The 18,803-nt window shown below is 32.0% G+C and carries 15 protein-coding genes; 8 read left to right on the forward strand and 7 right to left on the reverse strand.

Going from position 1 to position 18,803, the window contains the following annotated elements:
• Positions 1–68: 68 nt before the first annotated feature.
• Positions 69–1,691: an ABC-F family ATP-binding cassette domain-containing protein gene (locus tag B4E59_RS03330; RefSeq protein WP_038332655.1), complete on the reverse strand. Its 1,623-nt coding sequence runs from the start codon at positions 1,689–1,691 to the stop codon at positions 69–71.
• A gap of 66 nt (positions 1,692–1,757) precedes the next feature.
• On the opposite strand from B4E59_RS03330, the gene smpB reads away from it, so the two are divergent.
• Positions 1,758–2,210 carry an SsrA-binding protein SmpB gene (gene smpB, locus B4E59_RS03335; protein WP_038332657.1) on the forward strand — a complete coding sequence of 151 codons (453 nt, stop codon included), beginning with the start codon at positions 1,758–1,760 and terminating at the stop codon, positions 2,208–2,210.
• Between the two features lie 65 nt (positions 2,211–2,275).
• Positions 2,276–3,775 (forward strand): OmpA family protein, encoded by a 1,500-nt coding sequence (locus B4E59_RS03340; RefSeq protein WP_291047221.1) that lies wholly within the window; start codon positions 2,276–2,278, stop codon positions 3,773–3,775.
• Between the two features lie 75 nt (positions 3,776–3,850).
• Here B4E59_RS03340 and B4E59_RS03345 read toward each other — a convergent pair whose 3' ends face one another.
• Complete coding sequence (locus B4E59_RS03345) at positions 3,851–5,482, reverse strand: ABC1 kinase family protein (protein ID WP_291047223.1); 1,632 nt, start codon at positions 5,480–5,482, stop codon at positions 3,851–3,853.
• Between the two features lie 241 nt (positions 5,483–5,723).
• Here B4E59_RS03345 and rpsA point away from each other — a divergent pair, with 241 nt between their 5' ends.
• From rpsA to B4E59_RS03360, 3 genes are all read left to right on the forward strand, one after another.
• Positions 5,724–7,553, forward strand: a complete 1,830-nt coding sequence (rpsA, locus tag B4E59_RS03350; RefSeq protein WP_219034405.1) for a 30S ribosomal protein S1 — start codon at positions 5,724–5,726, stop codon at positions 7,551–7,553.
• 193 nt (positions 7,554–7,746) lie between these two features.
• The gene (locus tag B4E59_RS03355) at positions 7,747–8,223 is read left to right on the forward strand and encodes an Lrp/AsnC family transcriptional regulator (RefSeq protein WP_038332665.1); all 477 of its coding nucleotides are present in this window, start codon (positions 7,747–7,749) and stop codon (positions 8,221–8,223) included.
• 62 nt (positions 8,224–8,285) lie between these two features.
• Positions 8,286–9,245, forward strand: a complete 960-nt coding sequence (locus tag B4E59_RS03360; RefSeq protein WP_291047227.1) for an EamA family transporter — start codon at positions 8,286–8,288, stop codon at positions 9,243–9,245.
• 56 nt (positions 9,246–9,301) lie between these two features.
• On the opposite strand, the gene B4E59_RS03365 is transcribed toward B4E59_RS03360, so the two are convergent.
• The 5 genes from B4E59_RS03365 to B4E59_RS03385 all read right to left on the reverse strand — a co-directional run bounded on the left by B4E59_RS03365 (position 9,302) and on the right by B4E59_RS03385 (position 16,549).
• Positions 9,302–10,615: a gliding motility protein GldB-related protein gene (locus B4E59_RS03365; protein WP_219034404.1), complete on the reverse strand. Its 1,314-nt coding sequence runs from the start codon at positions 10,613–10,615 to the stop codon at positions 9,302–9,304.
• 108 nt (positions 10,616–10,723) lie between these two features.
• Positions 10,724–11,848: a 3,4-dihydroxy-2-butanone-4-phosphate synthase gene (gene ribB / locus B4E59_RS03370; protein WP_291047230.1), complete on the reverse strand. Its 1,125-nt coding sequence runs from the start codon at positions 11,846–11,848 to the stop codon at positions 10,724–10,726.
• A gap of 9 nt (positions 11,849–11,857) precedes the next feature.
• Positions 11,858–13,318, reverse strand: a complete 1,461-nt coding sequence (locus B4E59_RS03375; protein WP_291047232.1) for an LptF/LptG family permease — start codon at positions 13,316–13,318, stop codon at positions 11,858–11,860.
• A gap of 3 nt (positions 13,319–13,321) precedes the next feature.
• Positions 13,322–13,951, reverse strand: a complete 630-nt coding sequence (gene lolA1, locus B4E59_RS03380) for an outer membrane lipoprotein periplasmic chaperone LolA1 (protein ID WP_221854525.1) — start codon at positions 13,949–13,951, stop codon at positions 13,322–13,324.
• Positions 13,952–13,984: 33 nt separating this feature from the next.
• Positions 13,985–16,549: an FtsK/SpoIIIE family DNA translocase gene (locus B4E59_RS03385; protein WP_291047234.1), complete on the reverse strand. Its 2,565-nt coding sequence runs from the start codon at positions 16,547–16,549 to the stop codon at positions 13,985–13,987.
• Positions 16,550–16,662: 113 nt separating this feature from the next.
• Between B4E59_RS03385 and B4E59_RS03390 the strand changes: the two genes are divergently transcribed.
• The 3 genes from B4E59_RS03390 (at position 16,663) to B4E59_RS03400 (ending at position 18,777) form a co-directional block, all read left to right on the forward strand.
• The gene (locus tag B4E59_RS03390; RefSeq protein ID WP_286495544.1) at positions 16,663–17,019 is read left to right on the forward strand and encodes an SdpI family protein; all 357 of its coding nucleotides are present in this window, start codon (positions 16,663–16,665) and stop codon (positions 17,017–17,019) included.
• A 28-nt stretch (positions 17,020–17,047) separates the two neighbouring features.
• Positions 17,048–18,136: a DNA polymerase III subunit gamma/tau gene (gene dnaX, locus B4E59_RS03395; protein ID WP_115001827.1), complete on the forward strand. Its 1,089-nt coding sequence runs from the start codon at positions 17,048–17,050 to the stop codon at positions 18,134–18,136.
• A gap of 209 nt (positions 18,137–18,345) precedes the next feature.
• Positions 18,346–18,777: a DUF8439 domain-containing protein gene (locus B4E59_RS03400; protein ID WP_115001825.1), complete on the forward strand. Its 432-nt coding sequence runs from the start codon at positions 18,346–18,348 to the stop codon at positions 18,775–18,777.
• Positions 18,778–18,803: the final 26 nt, after the last annotated feature.

Below are 18,803 nucleotides of genomic sequence, written 5' to 3' on the forward strand. Positions count from 1 at the left end.
AATTTATGAATAAAAAAATCCAGAAAGTAGAACCTTCTGGATTTTTAGAAATATGGTGAAAGAAATTATTAAGCGTAATATTTTGCTTTTAATTCTTTTACTTTTGGATCATCTAAGAATTCATCATACGTCATATAACGATCGATGATTCCGTTTGGAGTTAACTCGATAATACGGTTACAAGTTGTTTGAATCAATTCGTGGTCATGAGAACCCATTAAAATTGTTCCTTTGAAATTAACCAAAGAATTATTCAATGCTGTAATCGATTCTAAGTCTAAGTGACCTGTTGGCTCGTCTAACAATAATACGTTTGCACGTAATAACATCATGCGAGAGAACATACAACGCATTTTTTCACCTCCTGATAAAACAGAAGATTTTTTAAGAGCTTCGTCTCCAGAGAATAACATTTTCCCTAAGAAACCACGCATAAATTCTTCGTGACGTTCATCGTCTGATTCTGTATATTGACGTAACCAATCAACCAAGTTGATATCTTCTTTGAAGAAATCTGTATTATCTAAAGGTAAATACGCTTGTGTTGTTGTAATTCCCCAAGTAAAATCTCCAGAATCTGGCTGAGCTTTTCCTGAAAGAATTTCGAAAAATTGAGAAACTGCTTTCGAGTTACGAGAGAAAATACCAATTTTATCACCTTTTTTCAAGTTGATGTTCGCATCTTTAAATAAAACTTCTCCATCTACAGAAGCAGATAAATTGTTTACTTCTAAGATTTGATCACCAGCCTCACGCGATTGTTCCCAGATAAGTGCTGGATATCGACGAGAAGAAGGTTTGATATCTTCGATATTTAATTTCTCGATCATTTTTTTACGAGAAGTCGTTTGTTTTGCTTTAGCAACGTTAGAAGAGAAACGAGCAATGAAATCTTGTAATTCCTTTTTCTTTTCTTCTGCTTTTTTGTTTTGTTGCGCACGTTGTTTTGCAGCTAACTGAGAAGACTCGTACCAGAATGTATAGTTACCAGAATATAGGTTTAATTTAGAGAAATCTAAATCACAAATATGCGTACAAACTGCGTCTAAGAAGTGACGGTCGTGCGATACAACGATTACAGTATTCTCGAAATTACCTAAGAAATCCTCTAACCATTGAATTGTATTAACGTCCAATTCGTTGGTAGGCTCATCTAAGATTAACACGTCAGGATTTCCAAATAAAGCTTGAGCAATCAAAATACGAACTTTCGCTTTATTATCTAAATCTCCCATTAATGTATAATGCATATCCGAATCAATTCCTACATTCGATAATAATGTAGCAGCATCAGATTCTGCATTCCATCCGTTCATTTCTTCATAAACGACACCTAATTCTCCTGCTTTGATACCATCTTCTTCAGAAAAATCTGGTTTAGCATATAAAGCATCCATACGTTCTTTAATATCGTATAATACTTTATTTCCACGTAAAACAGTATCCAATACTGTATATTCGTCATATTTGAAGTGATTCTGTTCTAAAACAGACATACGTTTTCCTTTTTCAAGACTAACTTGTCCTGAAGTTGGATCGATTTCACCTGATAATATTTTTAAGAAAGTAGATTTTCCTGCTCCATTGGCACCAATTATCCCGTAACAGTTGCCATTTGTAAATTTTATATTAACTTCGTCGAAAAGTACACGCTTGCCGAATTGAAGCGATAAATTAGAAACATTTAACATAATTTTTGGTATGATGTTTGTTTGACCTTCCGGCAAAGTTACAAATTTTAATTGGAATAAAATAAAGTGCAGAAAGAAGTTACGATTAAGAATAAACGTGCAAGGTTTGAGTATGAATTATTAGATTCTTACGAAGCCGGCATCCAATTATTTGGGACTGAAATAAAATCTATCCGAATGGGAAAAGCTTCGATTACCGAAAGTTTTTGTCAAATGAAGGATGGAGAACTCTATATTGTCAATATGTTTATTGACGAATATGATTGGGGAACATACTTTAATCATAAAACTAGACGAGACAGAAAACTTTTATTACAAAAATCTGAGTTGAGAAAATTAGAACGCAAAACGAAAGAGACTGGATTAACGATTGTAGCAACCACGCTATTTATAAACAATAAAGGGTTGGCAAAATTGAAGATATATTTGGCAAAAGGGAAGAAACTTTTTGACAAAAGAAACACAATAAAAGGAAAAGATTTGAAAAGAGATTTGGATAGAATGATAAAGAATTCTTAAATTTGTCTTATAATTGTATAAAATTAAGTAAAATTTAATATATTTAAAACGCTAAATATTTGATAATGAAAAAGTTTAATCTATTATTATCTGCAGTAGTATTATTCCTAGCGGGTAATTCTTTTGTAGATGCTCAGAATTCTAAGAATCCTTGGGCAATTACAGTTGGTGCTCACGCAGTTGATCACAACTCAGTGACTGGACCATTCAACCAGTATTTCAAAACAGATAATTGGGATATCGTTCCTCCTTTATCTAAATTATCTATTATTCGTAACTTAAACAGATCTTTTGATGTTGATTTAACTGCTTCTGTAGGTGAAGTTGATAACAACAGATTAGCTATTAAAGATGAGTTATTCATTAACGCTGGTTTAGGTTTACGTTATAAGTTAGCTAATGGTTATATCTTAAAAGAAGATTCTTGGTTTGATCCATATATCCGTGTAGGTGCTGGTTACCACAGATACGATTACACAGGATTACAATTTCCATTGACAGCTTACTACGGTAACGAAAATGGAGGTACATACCAAATTACTGAAGCAGAAGATTTAGAGAAAAATCACTTTGTAGCTTCTTTAGGAGGTGGTATTAACTTTTGGTTTACTAAGAACTTCGGTTTAAATGTTGCTTCTGATTACAACTGGTTACCAGCTTACGGAGGAAACAATTATTTCGATTTCTTCCAACACACAGTAGGTGTTACTTTCCGTTTCGGAAAACAAGATAGAGATAATGATGGTATTCCTGATGACGAAGATGCATGTCCAGATACTCCAGGTATCGCTACAGGAGATCCTGCAACAAACGGATGTCCAGATACAGATGGAGACGGAATCTTTGATAAAGATGATGCTTGTCCAACAGAATTTGGTTTAGCTGAATTCCAAGGTTGTCCAGATACAGATGGTGACGGAGTTCCAGATAAAGATGATGCTTGTCCAGAAGTTGCTGGTCCAGTAGAAAACAATGGATGTCCTTGGCCAGATACAGATGGAGACGGAATCTTAGATAAAGATGATGCTTGTCCAAACGAATATGGTTTAGCTGAATTCCAAGGTTGTCCAGATACAGATGGAGATGGTATTCCAGATAAAGATGATGCTTGTCCAACAGAAAAAGGACCAAAAGAAAATAACGGATGTCCATGGACAGAAGTTCACGTAGCAAAACGTTTATCTAACATCTTATTCGAGTACAACTCTGATAAAATAGTTCCTTCTTCTTACGAAGACGTACGTGTAGCAGCTCAAATTTTAAATTCTGATGATTTAAAAGCGAAAAACTTCTACATTGACGGACATGCTGATCAAAGAGGTAAAGATGCTTACAACAAAACATTATCTTTAAAACGTGCTCAAGCGTTAGTTAATATTTTAGCTGAAAGAGGTGGAGTTGATAAAGCTCGTTTAACTCCTCGTGGATTAGGAAAATCTCAATTATTATGTACTGAAAACACTGAAGAGTGTTACCAAAAAAACAGACGTGTTGAGGTATTACCAAAAACAGCGGTAGTTACAGAAACTAAAGTTGTAAAACCAGCTACAAAAAAGAAAAAATAATTCTTGAATAGCTTACAATAGAAATAGCCACCTCATTGAGGTGGCTATTTTATTTTTATGAAATTAGGATTAAAATTATTTCTTTCTAAAAACCAATATAATGATGCAACCAGCTGTAAAAATAGATAACAAATAGCCAATCCAAGAAAGTAACGGCATATCCAAAACTATGGGACGAACAGTCGTATTCGCAAGCATACTTGCTCCAATTCCAAAAGCTAAAGTAAGAATAGCTAAAACAAGTTTATTGATACTATCTTTTATTAATTTCTGAATATTATCTATTTGGTCAATCTTGAAGTTTAAAGCCAATTTATCATTGTTTACTTTTTCAATTAATTTTAAGGTGTCTTCTGGTAAATCGTTGATTAAATCTTGAATATCTTTGAAATTATCAATTGCTTTTTTACTCAAATATTTTGGATGAAATTTTTGTCGAGCCAATTTTACCGCATACGGACGCATTGAACGTTGTACATTAAGATCAGCATGTAATTGTTGTCCAATTCCTTCTATAAGTGCAATTCCGCGTAGTAAAATGTAAACATATTCGGGTAATAAAACATGATTTCGTTGCAGAATATGATTGAATTTTTTGATGATGATTTGAACTTCTATCGTATCAACAGTATTGTATTCTAAATAATCGAAAATATCTGCAATATCACGTTCTAATTGTTTTTCGTTTTCGATATAATGTTTAATTGCCATTTTTTTGAGTGAACGAACAATTCGTTTCGGATTTTTTAATCCAAAATCAATCACTACATTTTCTAAAGCTTCTTTTTCGTTGATGGCTAAAATTCCCATCGAACCAAAATCTATAAAAGCTAAACGTCCATCTTTTAAAATAAAAATATTTCCGGGATGTGGATCAGCATGAAAAAATCCATCATCAAGTAATTGTTTCAAATAAACATCAAAACCTTTCTGTACGATTTTTTTCGGGTCAACTCCTAAAGCTTCTAACTGTTCAACATCATTTACCTTGAAACCTTCTATGAATTCCATGCAAAGAAAATTGTTGTTCGAATAATCTTCGTACGTTTTTGGCACATAAACATCTTTACTATTCTCGAAGTTTTTCCTGAATCGTTCAATATTTTGAAATTCATTAGTTAATGAAAGTTCTTTCAGAATTGAATTTTCAAATGATTTTTCGATTTCAGAAATGAATAATTTTTGAAGTTTCTCATATTTTTTTTCCAAAAAATGAACAATATCTCGAATCAGGGCTAAATCAGATTCAATTATTTTCTGAATATTAGATCGTTTTACTTTGAAAACAACTTTTTCACCATTTAATAAAGTTGCGCGATAAACTTGCGAAATACTTGCTGCAGCAAAAGGTTGTTCTTCTATAAAAAGAAAATGTTCGTCAGGTTCTATTCCAAATTCGTCTCTAATTTTTTGTTTGATGTCAATTTCTTCTGGCGGAACATTATCTTGTAATTTTTTTAGTTCTTCAACCAAAGATTCGGGAACCAAATCTTTTCGATTACTCAATAATTGTCCAAATTTTATATAGGTCGGACCAAGTTCTTCCAAAGCCATTCGGAAACGTTGATTGAATGATTGGTTGAAAAATTCGTTGTTTTGGTCAGAATGAAATAAATCGTTTCCGCGAGAAAGAATTTCTTCAAAACCATATTTAGAAACGACTTTTACGATTTTAGAAAATCGTTTTATTTTCTTTAGACTATCCATAAAGTTGAGATTCGATTACAAGTTACGAATAAACAAGTGTGTAATTTCTTTATAAAATCTTAAATTTCTTTGAGTTGAATCTAAAATTATTCCAAATATTAAAATATAATTGTTTATCTTTGCACTCGCTAAAATGGTTTAGGAATCAAGCGATTAATTATTAAGTTAAACATCTCTCGGTCATTTATTTGCATTTGAAGATTCCGAAATAAAATAGATTGAGATACAAATTTTTAGAATTATGTCTAAAGAAACAAAACAAGAGGAGGTACAAGAAGTTGTATTAAACACTCCAGTATTAGATGCGTCTGCTAATGCAAACGTAGCGCCAGAATCATTTGATTGGGAATCTTTCGAATCAGGATTAAACGAAGAAGATCGTAAAGAAAAAGCTGAATTAGAGCAAATGTACGATACAACTTTAGAAGACTTACATGAGAATGAAGTATTCAAAGGACAAGTTGTACGTATTACAGATAAAGAAGCTATCGTAGATATCAACTTCAAATCAGAAGGTGTTATTTCATTAAACGAATTCCGTTACAACTCAGACTTGAAAGTAGGGGATATCGTTGAAGTAATGGTTGATCAACGTGAAGATAAAAATGGTCAATTAATTTTATCTCACAAAAAAGCTCGTACATTAAATGCATGGGATGCTGTTAATAAAGCACACGATTCTCAAGAAATCGTTAACGGTTACATCAAAGCTCGTACTAAAGGTGGTATGATCGTTGACGTATTCGGAATTGAAGCTTTCTTACCAGGTTCTCAAATCGATGTTAAACCAATCCGTGATTACGAACAATTCGTAGGAAAAACTATGGAGTTCAAAGTTGTTAAAATCAACCCAGAATTCAAAAACGTAGTAGTTTCTCACAAAGCGTTAATCGAGGCTGATATCGAGGTTCAGAAAAAAGAAATCGTTGCTCAATTAGAGAAAGGACAAGTATTAGAAGGTGAAGTTAAAAACATCACATCTTACGGTGTATTCGTAGACTTAGGAGGTGTTGACGGTTTAATCCACATTACTGACTTATCTTGGTCTCGTATCAACCACCCATCTGAAATCTTAGAAGATGGACAAAAAATCAACGTTGTAATCTTAGATTTCGACGAAGATAAATCTCGTATCCAATTAGGTATTAAACAATTAGAAGCTCATCCATGGGATGCTTTAGATGCTGATATCAAAGTTGGTGATAAAGTTAAAGGAAAAGTAGTTGTTTTAGCTGACTACGGTGCATTCGTTGAGGTTGCTCCAGGTGTAGAAGGTTTAATCCACGTTTCTGAAATGTCATGGTCTACTCACTTACGTTCTGCTCAAGATTTCGTAAAAGTAGGTGATGAGGTTGAAGCAGTAGTTTTAACTTTAGATAGAGAAGAAAGAAAAATGTCTTTAGGTATCAAACAATTAACTCCAGATCCTTGGACAGATATTACAACTAAATACCCAGTAGGTTCTACTCACAAAGGTAAAGTTCGTAATTTCACTAACTTCGGTGTATTCGTAGAATTAGAAGAAGGTGTTGACGGATTAATCTACATTTCTGACTTATCTTGGACTAAGAAAATCAAACACCCATCAGAATTCTGTGCAGTTGATGATATCTTAGACGTAGTAGTTTTAGAATTAGACGTAGAAGCTCGTCGTTTATCTTTAGGTCACAAACAATTAACTGAAAACCCATGGGATCAGTACGAAGCTAAATATGCAGTAGGTACAGTTCACACAGGAGTTGCAGTTGATGTATTTGACAAAGGTGCTACAGTTCAATTCGAAGATGCTGACGTTGAAGCTTTCGCTCCAGCTCGTACATTAGAGAAAGAAGACGGATCTCGTATCAAAAAAGGTGAAGAAACATCTTTCAAAGTTATCGAGTTCAACAAAGAATTCCGTCGTGTAGTAGTTTCTCATACAGCAACTTTCCGTGAGGAAGAAGTTAAAGCTGAGAGATCATCTAACAACAATAACAACAACAATTCATCTAATACAATCGAAACTTCTACTTTAGGAGATATCGATGAATTAGCTGCATTGAAAAAGAAAATGGAAGAAGGAGGAAACTAATTCTCTAACCGAAATTTTTTAAAATAATAGAAAGGCTGCTCAATTTTGAGCAGCCTTTTCTTTTGAATAAAGATGTTTTTTCTGGAATTTAAAATGAATTTAATTTACAGTTTAAAATAATATCAAGAATAAGATACAATTTTTAATATATTTTTTGAATATTATTCAAAATAATCTTAATTTTGCAGTCGAAATGGAAAAGATAGAATTTAATTTAGATGCTACTGATTTGAAAATCATGCGATTAATGCAAGATAATGCACGCATTAACAATGCAGATATCGCAAGAGAATTGGGAATGGCACCTTCTGGAATATTAGAACGTGTGAAAAAGCTTGAAAATAAGCAAGTTATTTTGGCTTATCACGCAAAAATAAATCCAGTGGCAGTTGGACAAAAATTACTTTCGTATATGTTTATCAAGACCGTAGATATTATCGGCGATGAAACAGTAGGAAGACAACTTGCCGAAATTCCAGAAGTTTTAGAGGTTCATGATATTGCTGGAGAAGATGGTTATCTAATCAAAGTGAGAACTTCTGATAACGAAGGTTTGGTGGAATTGATGCGCAAACATTTGAGTAAAATTGGCGGAATCACTTCTACGCGTACAACTATAGTTTTACAAACAATAAAAGAAGAACAAAATATCGTTATACCAACGATTTAAAAAATAGAGATTGAATGAAAGGGAATCAACCAAGTAAGTGACTGATTATTGCAGCGTATTTCGTGGTTTATGTAGTTTGGGGATCAACTTATTTTTTTATAGATAAGGCTTTGCATGGTTTTAGTCCGTTTATTTTGGGTTCGTTTCGCTTTATTGCGGCGAGCACAATGTTGATGGGATATTGTAAATTGAAAGGTTACAAGCTGTGGGATAAACAAATAGTGAAACAATGTATGTTTACAGGTTTTATGTTGTTGTTTATTGATATGGCTGGGATTATTTGGTCCGAACAATTTTTACCAAGTGGAATTGTTGCAATTATGGCAGCATCGGCAGCAATTTGGTTTATTGTGTTAGATAAACCGAAATGGAAACAAAATTTTTCAAGTATTCCTACGATTTTAGGTGTTTTGTTAGGTTTTGTTGGAGTTTTGATGTTATTCTATGAACAAACAATCACTGTGCACGCAGATGCAGATCAGCAGTTCTTAAATATGATTGGGTTGATTGTTCTGATCTTTTGTTCGATTGCTTGGACGTTAGGTTCTTTGTATTCAAAATATGTAACAGAAAAGCAGAAAAAAGAAGTTACAAAGCCAAAAGAAGATTTGAACATCATGGTCAAAACGGCTTGGCAAATGATTACTGCTGGTGTTTTGTTTAATACAGTTGCAATCTTCAATGGAGAATATGCTAATTTCAATTTTGCGAATGTAGTGACAGAAGATTGGTTGGCAATGGTTTATTTAACAACTTTTGGCTCTATTCTTGCTTTTGGTTCTTACGTTTGGTTGTTGCAATATCGACCAGCTGTGGAAGTTTCTACTTATGCGTATGTAAACCCTATTGTAGCCGTTGCATTGAGTTATTTTTTTACAGATGATGTCGTAACTCATTTGCAAATTTACGGTTTGGCAGTAATTTTGTTCAGTGTTTTATTAATGAACTGGAATCTTTATAAAAACACGAAATTAGTTCAAAAAATTCTGCATTTTGTTTCTCGTAAACATTATGCGCATTAAATATTATGATGATTATTAATAAGAAAGCTTCTCGATTTCGAGAAGCTTTTTTTGTATTATTGAGTTTTAAAATTAATAATTAATTCATTGTTGTCTAATTTTAATGGGTAGCCATCTTCTGATTTGAAACCATTTGAAATTACAAATTCATATTCTTTAGTTGGAGTTAATTCCATAGTTATTACGAATGTAGTGTTATCATTAGAGAAATTGATTTTTGTAAACTTAGGACTATACTCTTTTCCTTTTTTTGAGAATCTTATTGAATATTCTTTTGGATTCATTGGTTTAGAAAATATAATTTTAAATTCTTTGATAGATGAATCTATATTTGTTGAACCATTTTCGAAAGGCTCAATTTTTATGATATAAGGTTGTTTTTTTTCGTATTCTTTTATTAATTGATCTTTATCAAAACCTTCTTCGTAAAAACCAGATTTTCTTAGAAAATTTTCAACTTCTTTTTCATCTTGATAATTCAGTTCAATAATATCTTTTATCGCTTGTTTTTTATTTTTAGCTTGATTGTAATATGATTTACATATTTCATATCCAATAAAATATCCCAGATCAGCAGCTTCACCCTTTTGTCCTCCATTGTATAACCAATTTGAAAAATCATCTATAAACATCTCTTCTTTAAATTGTTTTTTCAAATCATCGAAGTGCTGTTTTCCATAAAAAATATATTGTTTTTCAATTGGTTCTCCTAAAACAAGCTCTGTAATAAAATCGCACGAACCTTCTTTTAGGGTATGGTGTAATAATGAGTTGTTTTCATTTGGTTTTTGTTGTGTGTGTACATATTCATGAATATTTAGTGAAATAATATTATCAAGTGATTGCTTCGCAAAAACATTTTTTAGCCAATCATTTTCAAATTCTGAAACATCTGTTTTTGGAATTCCTGTAGCGATTTCAGAACCAACTAAAACCATATTTTCATATAAAGTTCCACCTGAACGCAAGCCACCAATTGTAAAATACATTTCTCCTTCTTTTAGCTCAGGATATAGTTTTTTTAGTTTTTTTACAGCTTTAGTTAATTCTTTTGTTTTATTTTTTATGGTAAGTGTATTAGGTCTAATAGAATTCCAAAACTTAGGATAATTATCAATAAGTTTAATATAAAGAGTATCATTATAATCTCTTACTTTCATAAAGGATTTTAAACCTTTTGTCCCTTTATCAATGTATAAAGTATTAATGAATTTTATTTTTTGTGAATAATTATTTGTAGTTTGAATACTATCAAAAGCTATCCAGAAATTATCTATATCAGAAGTGTAAATTTTATTAGCTATTGAATTTTGTCCAAATGAAATACTCGTAAGAATAAAAAATATTAAAGCTAAAGTTTTATTTTGCATATTGTGTTTTTATATGAGATGTCAATTTAATCAAAAAGTTACAAAATGATTCAAAAAAAAAAGCAGCTCTTCTCAGAACTGCTTTTGTATATTGTGATGAATTATTTCTTACAATTTAGTACATTTTACAATTTCCAAACCGTATTGCGTCGTATGTGGTTCTTCTAAAGTGCGTGTAATCAAATTCATTTTTTGGATGCCTAAATCTTTGATGATTTGAGAGCCAATTCCGTGATCTTTTTCATCGGCTGGTAAAACACCTGATTTAGATTTTCCTTCAGAAAAACTTTTGAAAATCTCTAATTTTTGTTCAATCAACTCAGAACTTTGAATGTTATTAATAAAAATTACAACACCTTTTTCTTCTTCATTGATGATGTTCATTGTTTTTTCTAACAATGGTGTTTCGCCGTTTTGTAAAGCGCTAAACAAATCATAGTAGCTATTTGTCGATTTTACACGAACTGGAACTACATCATCTTTTGTCCATTTTCCTTTTTTCAAAGCGAAGTGAACTTGATTATTTGTTGTTTGTTGATAAGCGATTAATTCATATTCTCCGAATCTTGTTTTTGCAGGAAATTGCTCGATACGTTTTACCAAGGATTCATTTTCTAATCGGTAAGCAATCAAATCTTCAATCGAAACAATTTTAAGATCAAATTTCTTTGCAATCTCTAACAATTCTGGCAAGCGAGCCATTTCTCCATCTTCTTTCAAGATTTCGACAATACATCCAGCAGGATAATATCCTGCCATGCGTGCCAAATCAACAGCAGCTTCTGTATGTCCCATTCGAACCAAAACTCCACCATCTTTTGCAATTAATGGGAAAATATGTCCTGGTTTTCCTAAATCATCTGGATTTGTATTTTCGTCAATTAAAGCTTGAATAGTTTTAGAACGATCAGAAGCCGAAATTCCTGTCGTACATCCGTGACCTTGTAGATCCACAGAAACCGTAAAATTAGTTTCGTAAATTGCAGTATTGTGCCCAACCATAAGGTCCAAACCTAATGCTTTACATCTTTGTTGTGTAAGTGGTGTACAAACTAATCCGCGTCCGTGCGTAACCATAAAGTTAATAACTTCTGGCGTTGCAAATTCGGCGATACATAGGAAATCTCCTTCATTTTCACGATCTTCATCGTCAACTACAATGATAACTTTTCCTTGTTTTAAATCTTCTAAAGCTTCTTCAATTGTGTTTAATTGAGATGATCTATTTTCCATTGTTTTATGTTATTGATAACGAGAATGCTCCTCGTTTTTGTTTGTTTTCTTAAACTTATTAAAGTATTTTACAATTGGATCAACGTAAATACTGATATCAAATAATCCAGAATCTTGATTGGCTTTGTAACTAAACAAAATAGAGAACGGAAGCGCAATAATATTAGCTGCCCAAGCGGCAAAAGTTGGATCTAATTTTCCGTTTTTCGCCATATTTTCTGCCGAGAAATTAAGAATGAAATAAATAACGAAAATGATAATTGAGATGACAACTGGCATTCCAATTCCTCCTTTTTTTACGATTGCACCTAATGATGATCCAATCAAAAAGAAAATAATACATGTTACTGCATACGAGAAATTTCGTTGGTAATGAATATTTACTTTTGAATATAACTTTTCTCTGTTTACAATTTCTTGTTCAGAAAACGTCATATTTTCTTGATCACGATTTACCATTTGTATAGCTTGATTAAGCACTTGATCTTGTTCTTGACGATTTCGCTCTTTCAAGTCAAAAATCATATTTGTTTTTACCGTATCAATATCTTTTATTTTGATTGAATAGAAATAGTTTTGATTAAACATATTCGTTTTCAAATCTTTGTAATACTTCTTATAATCTGTGTTTAATGAATCGATAAGATGTCTTAAACCTTTTCCGTCCAAATATTTATAAGAGTTTCCTGGGTCTTCGTCTTTACCAGAATTTAAAATATCCGAAATGTCAATATAATAGTTTAATGTATCAAATTTAGTATATTGATTTTCTTGACGTTTGCGTTGATCAAAGTTTTTATTTTTGATATTATCGGTATAAGCAATTCCATCAAAAAGTTCCATTTTTAGATAATGATTATCGTTTTTGTCTGGCGCAAGATTTCCTCTTTTAGAAATAATTGTCATCGTATTTTCACCAAACGGTGCATTTTGATGAACAAAAACATCTTCTAATTTTTCTGAATTTTCACCCGAAACTTTATTTATTTTCATTTGAAATCCTGGAACGGTTTCGATAAAAACGCCTTCTTTCATACTTACCGTTGGTTTGGTTTGTAAGATATTGAAGTACATTGTTCGCGCTTTTTGTTGGGAATAAGGCATTACTTTGTCCCCGAAAAAATACAATCCGACAGACATTAAAGCAACTAACGTAAACAATGGTGCAAGGATTCTGGTAAGTGAAATTCCAGACGCTTTCATTGCAGCTAATTCGTATCGTTCTCCAAAACCTCCCATGGTCATGATAGACCCCAAAAGGATTGTAAGCGGTAATACAAGCTGAATAACGTTAATTCCTAACCAAAAAAGTAATTCGGTAATAGTGTACCATTCTAAACCTTTTCCAACAAATTTTTCCATTTGTTGCCATGCAAATTGCACGATAAAGATGAAAAATAGAACACTAAATATGAAAAAAAATGGACCTAAAAAGGTCTTGATTATATACCAGTCAAGTTTTTTTAACATTGATTATAATTGAGTAATCATATAGCCTTGCGACTTATATTTCTTTTGGTCAAAGTTAAAGTAACTTTTGTGAATAAGTAAATTTTGAACGTAATCTTTTACAATGATTGATGTTGTATCACCATTTTTACCATATTCCTTGTAATCGTAGATTTCATTATTCGCTGTATTGACTCCTAAAACCGAATATTTGATTGTTGAAGTTTTAGTTGGAGTTAATTTTATATACTGAATTGTTTTTCCTCCAACCGTTTTTTTATCTGTTAAAGCGTAGGTGAAATTAGTACGATACGTGTTCAAAACTTTAGTTGGTGTTAAGAAATCATCTGTGTTAGATGCATCAGAAATAGTTACTTCTTTGTCATCTTTTGCAATTGTATATAATTTTGTTCCTGTAAAAATTTGGTTGATATCGCCTACATTCAAGTTAAATTTTTGCTTCATTGCAAAAACTTCTCCCGAACGACTTGTTGATTTTCCATTTGCATTATGGCTAAAATCAAATTTGATGTAATACGAGTTTGCGTTGGTATATTTAGCGTAAACTTTGTCTAAGATTTGTTTTGCTGATTGAGCGTTTAATGTTCCAACCCCTACTAATAAGAGTATGAAAGAATAGATTATCTTTTTCATACAATTTAATTTTCTATCTGTTTTTAATAAATTTTAGTTCAAATTATTCAACAACTGTTCCAAACTCATGTCATCTTGTATCAATACCTGTCTTGCTTTACTTCCTTCGAAAGGACCAACAATTCCAGCAGCTTCCAATTGATCAATTAATCGTCCGGCGCGATTATATCCTAATTTTAATTTTCGTTGTAATAAAGACGCGGAACCTTGTTGATTCATTACAATTAATCGTGCAGCATCTTCAAAAAGTACATCACGATCAGATAAATCAATATCTAAATTAGATCCACCTTCTTCACCAACATATTCTGGTAAATGCATTGCATCTGGATAACCACGTTGTTCACCAATAAATTCGGTGATTTTATCGACTTCTGGTGTATCAACAAACGCACATTGTAAGCGAATTAATTCGTTTCCAGTGGTGTACAACATATCACCTTTACCAATTAATTGATCGGCTCCTTGCGAATCTAAAATCGTTCTCGAATCGATTTTTGACGTTACACGGAAAGCGACACGTCCTGGGAAATTGGCTTTAATTGTTCCTGTAATCACATTTACAGACGGACGTTGAGTTGCAACAATCAAGTGAATACCAACAGCACGAGCCAACTGAGCTAAACGAGCAATCGGTAATTCAACTTCTTTACCAGCTGTCATAATCAAATCTGCAAACTCATCCACGATTAATACAATATATGGTAAGAATCTGTGACCAGCTTCTGGATTTAATTTACGTTGTTTGAACTTCGCGTTATATTCTTTGATATTTCGAACGAAAGCATTTTTCAATAATTCGTAACGATCATCCATTTCAATACAAAGTGAATTTAACGTGTTAATTACTTTTGTATTATCTGTGATAATTGCTTCTTCCGAATCTGGTAATTTTGCTAAATAATGACGCTCGATTTTAGAATATAAAGTAAGCTCAACTTTCTTTGGATCGACCATCACAAATTTTAATTCAGATGGATGTTTTTTATAGATTAACGAAGCGATAATTGCATTCAAACCAACCGATTTACCTTGTCCCGTTGCACCAGCCATCAACAAATGAGGCATTTTTGCTAAATCGGCAACAAAGGTTTCGTTCGTAATTGTTTTCCCGAAAGCAATTGGCAATTCCATATCAGCATTTTGGAACTTTTGAGAAGCAATTACCGAATGCATGGAAACCATCGAAGGATTAGAATTTGGAACCTCAATACCAATTGTTCCTTTTCCAGGAATCGGCGCAATAATACGAATACCAAGCGCAGCCAAACTTAAGGCAATATCGTCCTCAAGATTTTTGATTTTAGAAATACGAACACCAGCTTTTGGTACAATTTCGTACAATGTAACTGTAGGACCGATTGTTGCAGAAATTTCATCGATTCCGATTCCATAGTTTCCTAAGGTTTCGACAATTCTATTTTTGTTCGTTTCTAATTCTTTTTGATCAATTAAGGTATTTCCGTTGTCATATTTTTTTAACAATGAAATAGGAGGAAATTGATAATTTGGTAAATCTAAACGTTGATTGTATTCACCTTGCTCTTGTACCAATCGAGCAGAAGTCGCTTCAAATTCTTCTTCTTCATCAACGTGTTGAACTTTTAATTCTAATCCATTTTCAGAAGAGTTTTGAGTTGGTTGAATTTCTGTTTCTAAATTTTCTTCATCATTAATTGATAAAAAATCTACTTGATTATTTTCTTCCTCATCATCTGCCAAATCTTCAACCACTAATTCTGTAATATTAAGTGGAGTTTCTTCGATTGTTTCTTCCTCTTTTGGTTGATTAATTTTAAATTCTTGATGAAATGCTTCGTTTGGATTTACTTTATGAGATTGAATTGCTTCTTTCTCTTGTTGTTCTATCAATTCTAATTCTTGCGATAAACTATCTTCTTGTTGCTTTTCAGCATCTTGATTGAATTTATTTATCTTTTCTTGTTCTTCTTTTTCCTTACGTTTTCTTAATTCAAGCTGTTCTCTCTTGATTTTTTCTTGCTCTTTTTCTATGCGCTCAATTTCTTTTTGTTTCGCACGTTCTTCCATTTTTTCTTGGATAGATTGATACGTCATTCGGAAATGAATGACACAATAAATCAATAAACTAACGAAAAGCAATAAAATTACACCCCATTTACCAATAAAGCTATTTAGGAAATCATTAATTTCAAATCCCATTACGCCAGAAAACATGTGTTGAGTTGGTAAAATACAACCAAAAAATATTGGCAACCAAATCATGAAGAAAATGCTTTGATAAAGCGTTGTGAAAGGCTTAATTTTTTTCCAATTTGTAGCAACTTTAACTCCTAAGAGAATAAAGAAGACTGGGACAAAAAATGAAACAATTCCGATTCCTTGCAAAATGAATGTTTCACCTAATAATGCGCCAAACTTCCCGAAAATATTTTCGGCGGTTTGACTTTTATCTAATAAATCAGAGATTTGGCTCTGATCCATAAAACCATTAAAAAAATAAGAAATAAACGAAGCTAATAGTAATAAACCGATTACTAAAAACAGTATACCTATAATTGTTTTGACGATTTGTTTTTTAGGAGTTTTTGGTGTTTCCTGTGTGTTTTTTATAGCCATTTTAAGGTTGAGTATAATTGAAGCAAAAATAATAAATCTAAAAGTACGAATCTAACGAAAAGTATTTAATTTTATATAAAATGATAAAGACTAAGATGATTTAATTTTTTTTTATGATGAATACAGAAAGCCCTTTTTTTATTTTATCCTTATTATTTGGTCTAATATTTATAATTATGGGAATTGTACAATTAATTTTTCCTGCAAAAAATATTAATCCATTATATGGTTATAGGTCAAACTTATCAATGAAAAATATTGAGAATTGGAATTTTGCACAAAAATATTCCAGAAAAATTATGTTTTATTTTGGAGTAATTTTTTTATTAATTGCCTTATCAGGACTTTTATTTGAAATAAATTACATCTTTGCTTCAATTATTTCACTAGGTTGTATGACTACCTTTTGTTTTTTAACATTCGTTTTGACAGAAAAAAAATTAAAAAAAATGAATAGATTTAATTCTTAAAATTATAACCATTATATTTGCCAATAGTATGGAAAATTTTGTTGTTTCAGCCAGAAAATATCGCCCGTTAAATTTTGAAGATGTAGTTGGACAAGCGTCTATTACAAATACTTTGGAGCAAGCGATAAAGTCAAATCAATTGCCACAAGCTCTTTTATTTTGTGGACCAAGAGGTGTTGGAAAAACAACATGTGCTCGAATTTTAGCACGTAAAATCAACGAAGAAAATGGAGTAGAAGGCGATCAAGATTTTGCTTTCAATATTTTTGAGTTGGATGCGGCATCTAATAATTCGGTTGATGATATCAGAAATTTAATCGATCAAGTACGTATTGTTCCTCAAATTGGGAAATATCGTGTCTACATTATTGATGAGGTTCATATGTTGTCAACAGCTGCTTTCAATGCGTTTCTGAAAACCTTAGAAGAGCCACCAGCGCACGCTATTTTCATTTTGGCAACTACAGAAAAACATAAAATTATTCCTACTATTCTTTCTCGTTGTCAGATTTATGATTTCAAACGAATTGGAGTTGAAGACATCAAAGGGCATTTGAAAAATGTTGCTGAAAAAGAACAAGTAACTTTTGAAGATGATGCATTGCATTTGATTGCTCAAAAAGCAGATGGTGCGTTACGCGATTCTTTATCAATCTTTGATAGAATGTCAACTTTTACCAATAAAAATTTGACCTATTCTTCAGTAGCAGAAAACTTGAATGTATTAGATTACGATTATTACTTCAAGATGACAGACGCGTGTTTGGAAAATGATATTCCGCAAGCGATGTTGCAATTGAATGATATTTTGAACAAAGGTTTTGATGCACATTTATTTATTTGCGGTTTGGGCGCTCATTTCCGAGATTTATTGATGGCGAAAACAGCTAATACAGTAAGTTTGTTGGAAGTTGGTGAGCGTATAAAAGCAAAATATTTGGAGCATGCACAAAAATGTTCAGCAACGTTTTTATTTGGAGCAATTGAAATTTGTAATGAGGCCGATTTAAACTACAAATCGAGTAAGAATCCTCGTTTAACAGTTGAAATTGCATTGATGCAATTGGCTTCGTTAACGGCAGAAGAAAACGGGCTTAAAAAAAAAAGTATAGGATAGTTCCGCCAACGTTTTATTTTTCTGAACAACAAACTTCTAAAATTGAAGTTCTTCAAATTCAGCAAAATAATTCTATTCCTCAAAATGGACAAACTTCACAACAGGTAAATACGCAACACGTTAAAACTTCGATTTCAGAAGAAGTCAAAGAATATACGCGTGCTTCAAAACCGATTAGAACAAATGGTAATTCGTCGTTTAGTCTTAAGATGGCTTTGCCTGGAGCAAAAGTAGAAGAACATCAAGAGGAGATTTTACGAAATGATTTGCCTCGAGAAAAGTTTACATTGGATCAAGTAAAAGAAGGCTGGAAAAGATTTTTGGATCGATTAAAAATCGAACATAATATTCCGTCCTATAATGCTTTGATGACAACTGAACTTGGCTTGGAAGGTGATGAAATTATTTTCGAATTTACTTCTCATTCATCGGAACAAGAATTTGAGGAATACCGTGATCGAATCAGAAATAGTTTGAGAGCATTCCTTAAGAATCACTATTTTAGTATTCAAATTAAGTTTTCTGAGAAGGAAGCAACGAATCATATCTTATCAAACAAAGAAAAATTTGAGAAATTATCAGATAAAAACCCGATTTTGTTAAAATTAAAAGAAGAATTTGGTTTAGATTTGTATGATTAATGAAAGTTTCTTATTAAACTTGCAAT

The organism is Empedobacter sp. UBA2044, from assembly GCF_002333005.1.
In the GTDB taxonomy this organism is placed as follows: domain Bacteria; phylum Bacteroidota; class Bacteroidia; order Flavobacteriales; family Weeksellaceae; genus Empedobacter; species Empedobacter falsenii_B.

Coding starts and splice junctions, on each gene's coding strand:
- B4E59_RS03340 (WP_291047221.1), top strand. CDS start 2,276: ATGAAAAAGTTTAATCTATTATTATCTGCAGTAGTATTATTCCTAGCG.
- B4E59_RS03390 (WP_286495544.1), top strand. CDS start 16,663: ATGATGAATACAGAAAGCCCTTTTTTTATTTTATCCTTATTATTTGGT.
- B4E59_RS03375 (WP_291047232.1), bottom strand. CDS start 13,318: ATGTTAAAAAAACTTGACTGGTATATAATCAAGACCTTTTTAGGTCCA.
- B4E59_RS03400 (WP_115001825.1), top strand. CDS start 18,346: ATGGCTTTGCCTGGAGCAAAAGTAGAAGAACATCAAGAGGAGATTTTA.
- dnaX (WP_115001827.1), top strand. CDS start 17,048: ATGGAAAATTTTGTTGTTTCAGCCAGAAAATATCGCCCGTTAAATTTT.
- lolA1 (WP_221854525.1), bottom strand. CDS start 13,951: ATGAAAAAGATAATCTATTCTTTCATACTCTTATTAGTAGGGGTTGGA.
- B4E59_RS03365 (WP_219034404.1), bottom strand. CDS start 10,615: ATGCAAAATAAAACTTTAGCTTTAATATTTTTTATTCTTACGAGTATT.
- B4E59_RS03385 (WP_291047234.1), bottom strand. CDS start 16,549: ATGGCTATAAAAAACACACAGGAAACACCAAAAACTCCTAAAAAACAA.
- B4E59_RS03330 (WP_038332655.1), bottom strand. CDS start 1,691: ATGTTAAATGTTTCTAATTTATCGCTTCAATTCGGCAAGCGTGTACTT.
- B4E59_RS03345 (WP_291047223.1), bottom strand. CDS start 5,482: ATGGATAGTCTAAAGAAAATAAAACGATTTTCTAAAATCGTAAAAGTC.
- B4E59_RS03355 (WP_038332665.1), top strand. CDS start 7,747: ATGGAAAAGATAGAATTTAATTTAGATGCTACTGATTTGAAAATCATG.
- rpsA (WP_219034405.1), top strand. CDS start 5,724: ATGTCTAAAGAAACAAAACAAGAGGAGGTACAAGAAGTTGTATTAAAC.
- ribB (WP_291047230.1), bottom strand. CDS start 11,848: ATGGAAAATAGATCATCTCAATTAAACACAATTGAAGAAGCTTTAGAA.